Annotated in this window: 1 protein-coding gene; it reads left to right on the forward strand. The window is 76.4% G+C overall.

What is annotated here, in order from left to right:
* Positions 1 to 4418, forward strand: a 4418-nt coding sequence (locus ACFXHB_RS44425) for an SDR family NAD(P)-dependent oxidoreductase (RefSeq protein WP_380582882.1), incomplete at both ends; no start/stop codon positions are given.

Raw genomic sequence — 4418 nt, forward strand, 5'->3', positions numbered from 1 at the left:
AGCCAAGCCATCCACACCATCACCGGCACCGGCGGCATGGTCTCCCTCACCCACCCCCTCGACCGCGCCCACGCACTCATCACCCCCTGGCACGAGCGCATCTCCGTCGCCGCCGTCAACGGCCCCACCACCGTCGTCGTCAGCGGCGAGAGCGAGGCCCTGGCGGAGCTGGTCGCGGCCTGCGAGCGCGAGGGCGTCCGGGCCCGGGTGATCCCGGTGGACTACGCCTCGCACTCCGCGCAGGTCGAGCGGATCCGCGAGCGGCTCGCCGAGCTGCTGGCCGGGGTGCGGCCGACGGCGAGCAGGGTGCCGCTCTTCTCGACGGTGACCGGCGACTGGCTGGACACCACCCTGATGACCGGCGACTACTGGTACCGCAACCTGCGGCAGACCGTGCTCTTCGAGACCGGGGTGCGCGCGCTCGCCGCCCAGCGGTACCAGGTCTTCCTGGAGGTCTCGCCGCACCCGGTGCTGACCCTGCCGGTCCTGGACGGCGCGGCGGCCGCCGACGCGCCCGACGTGCTGGCCACCGGCACCCTGCGGCGCGACGAGGGCGGCCTCCCCCGGCTGCTCACCACGGCGGCCGAGCTGTGGGTGCGCGGAGTGCCGGTCGACTGGAGCGCGGTGTACGCGGGCAGCGGCGGGAGGCGGATCGAGCTGCCGACCCACCCCTTCCGGCGGCAGCGCTACTGGTTGAGCGCCGACGCTCCCGCCGGCACCGGCGCCGAGGGCGACGACAGCGCGTTCTGGCGGCTGGTCGCGGACACGGACCTGGCCGCGACGGCCCGCACCCTGGCGGTGGACGCCGGCTCGCTGGGCCAGGTGCTGCCCGCGCTGAACGCCTGGCACCGCCGGCAGCAGGAGAGTTCGGCGCTGGAGTCCTGGCGCTACCGCGTCCAGTGGCAGCGGCTGCCCACACCCGCACACGACGCGTTCGGCGGCCGCTGGCTCCTCGTGGTGCCCGCCGGGCACCACGAGGACGCCGCCGTGGCGGCGCTGGCCGAGGCACTGGGCCGGGGCGGCGCCGAGGTGCGCACCGTCGAGCTGGGCGAGCGGGAGGTGGAGCGCTCCGCCGCGGCCGAGCGGCTGGCCGCCGCGACGACCGGCCCGGACGGCGCCGAGGGCCTCACCGGCATCCTGTCGCTGCTCGCGTCGGCCGGTGCGCCGCACCCGGCCCACCCGGCGCTGCCCACCGGCGCCGCGCTCACCCTGGCGCTGATCCAGGCGCTGGGCGACCTGGGGGTGGACGCGCCGCTCTGGTGCGCCACCCGGGGCGCGGTGTCGGTCGGCGTCGGCGACCCGCTGACCGCACCGGACCAAGCGCTGGTCTGGGGCACCGGCATGGTCGCCGGGCTGGAGCACTCCGCGCGCTGGGCCGGCCTGGTCGACCTGCCGCCGGTGCTCGACTCGCGGGCCCTGGACGCCGTGCGGGCGGCGCTGACCGGCGCGACCGGCGAGGACCAGCTGGCGGTCCGCCCGGCCGGTCTGTACGCCCGCCGGCTGGTCCGCGCCCCGCGCCCCACCGTGCCGCGCCGCGCCTGGCGGCCCCGCGGGACCGTCCTGGTCACCGGCGGCACCGGCGCGCTCGGCCCGCACCTGGCCCGCTGGCTGGCCCGGGGCGGCGCCGAGCACCTGGTGCTGCCCGGCCGGCGCGGCGCGGACGTGCCCGGAGCGGCCGAGCTGACGGCCGAACTCGCCGAACTGGGCACCCGGCTGAGCCTGCCGCAGTGCGACGTGGCCGAGCGCGAGGAGGTCGCCCGCCTGCTGTCCGACCTGGAGGAACGGGGCGAGCCGGTCACCGCCGTCTTCCACGCCGCCGCCTACATCGAGCTGGCGCCGCTGGACGTCGTCCCGGTCGACTCCTTCGAGCGCGTGGTCGCCGCGAAGGCCGCCGGCGCCAAGCACCTGGACGAGCTGCTGGACCGCGAGCTGGACGCGTTCGTGCTGTTCTCCTCGATCGCGGGCGTCTGGGGCAGCAGCAACCACGCCGCCTACTCGGCGGGCAACGCCTACCTGGACGCGCTCGCCGAGGCCCGCCGAGGCCGCGGACTGACCGCCACCGCCGTCGACTGGGGCGTGTGGAAGGCGGCCAACCCGTGGGCCGAGCGGGAGACCCTCGACGAGGCCGACTTCCACCGGGTGCAGCGCCAGGGCCTGCCGCTGATCGACCCCGAGCCGGCGGTCACCGCGCTGCAGCACGCGCTGGACGACGACGAGACGGTCATCGCCCTGGCCGAGGTGGACTGGGCGCAGTTCTCGGCGGTCTTCACCTCCGTGCGGCCCAGCCGCCTGCTGACCGGGGTGCCGGAGGTCCGTGCGCTCGCCGGGACGACGGCCGCGCCGGCCGCCACCCCGGCCGCCTCGGTGCTGCGCGAGCGGCTGGCCGGGCTGCCGGAGGCCGAGCAGACCCGGGTGGTGCTCACCCTGGTGCGCGGCCACGCGGCCGAGGTGTTGGGGCACGGATCGGCGGAGGCCGTACCGGCCGCCCGGGCCTTCCAGGAGCTGGGCTTCGACTCGCTGACCGCCGTAGAGCTGCGCAACCGGCTCAACGCGGCCACCGGCCTGCGGCTGCCCGCCACCCTGGTCTTCGACTACCCGTCGGCCGGGGTGCTGGCCGAGCTGATCCGCTCCTCCCTGCTCGGTGAGCGCTCCGACCCGGCCGACGGCCCTGGCGTGCGGACCGCAGAACCGGACGAGCCGATCGCGATCGTCGCGATGGGCTGCCGGCTGCCGGGCGGGATCAGCACGCCGGAGCAGTTGTGGCAGCTGCTGGTGGAGGGCGGTGACGTGGTGTCCGAGTTCCCGGTCAACCGCGGCTGGCCGCTGGACACCCTGTTCGACCCCGACCCGGACCGGCCGGGTACCTCCACCACCCGCCACGGCGGCTTCCTGCACGACGCGGGCGACTTCGACGCCGAGTTCTTCGGCATCTCACCGCGCGAGGCGCTCGCGATGGACCCGCAGCAGCGCCTGCTGCTCGAAACCTCCTGGGAGGCGCTCGAACGCGCCGGCATCGACCCGGTGGCGTTGCGCGGCAGCAGCACCGGGGTGTTCACCGGCGTCAACTACCAGGACTACGCGGCCGCGGTGGCCCAGTCCGCGGAACACGAGGGCCACCTGCTGACCGGCAGCGCGGCCAGTGTGGTCTCCGGCCGGGTGGCCTACACGCTCGGCCTCGAAGGCCCGGCGATCACCGTCGACACGGCGTGCTCGGCCTCGCTGGTGGCGCTGCACCTGGCCGCCCGGGCGCTGCGCGCCGGCGACTGCTCGCTCGCGCTGGTCGGCGGCGTGGCGGTGATGTCCACGCCGGGCGCGATCCTCAGCTTCTCCCGCCAGCGCGGGCTGGCGGCGGACGGCCGCTGCAAGGCCTTCGCGGACGCCGCGGACGGGATGGGCATGTCCGAGGGCGCCGGCGTGGTGCTGGTCGAGCGGCTCTCCGACGCGCGGCGCAACGGCCACCCGGTGCTGGCGGTGCTGCGCGGCTCGGCGGTCAACCAGGACGGCGCCAGCAACGGCCTGGCCGCCCCCAACGGCCCCTCGCAGCAGCGGGTGATCCGCGCGGCGTTGGCCGACGCCGGCCTGCGGGCCGCCGAGGTCGACGTGGTCGAGGCGCACGGCACCGGTACCACGCTGGGCGACCCAATCGAGGCCCAGGCGCTGCTGGCCACCTACGGGCAGCAGCGGCCGGCCGAACTCCCCCTGCTGGTGGGCTCGGTGAAGTCCAACGTCGGGCACACCCAGGCCGCCGCCGGGGTCACTGGGGTGATGAAGGCGGTGCTGGCGATCCAGCACCGCCTGGTGCCCGCGACTCTGCACGTCGACCGGCCCTCCGGCAAGGTCGACTGGTCGGCCGGCGCCCTGTCGCTGGTCACCGAGCCGGTGCCGTGGCCGCGAACGGACCGCCCGGCCCGGGCCGGGGTGTCCTCGTTCGGCATGAGCGGCACCAACGCGCACGTGATCCTGGAGGAGGCCCCGGCCGCCGACCCCGCGCCGGTGACGCGGGACGCTCCGGACGAACCGGTCGCCTGGCTGCTCTCCGGCCGCACCGAGCAGGCCCTGGACGACCAGTTCGACCGGCTGGCCGAACGGCTGTCCGACCGGGACGCCGCCGCGTCGGCCGTCGCCCGGACGCTGGCCGGACGGACCGCCTTCGAGCACCGCGCGGTGCTGGTCGGCGACCGCGAGCAGCTGCGGACCGGCCTCGCGGGCGGAGCCGCGCACCTGGTGCGCGGCCGGGACACCGCGGACGGGCGCACGGTCTTCGTCTTTCCCGGCCAGGGTTCGCAGTGGGCCGGTATGGCCGCCCCGCTCCTGGACACCGAACCCGTCTTCGCCGAGCGGATCGCGCAGTGCGAGCAGGCCCTGGCCCCGCACGTCGACTGGTCCCTCACCGAACTCCTGCGCGAGGGCGAACCGTT

It is taken from the genome of Kitasatospora sp. NPDC059327 (assembly GCF_042752535.1).
In the GTDB taxonomy this organism is placed as follows: domain Bacteria; phylum Actinomycetota; class Actinomycetes; order Streptomycetales; family Streptomycetaceae; genus Kitasatospora.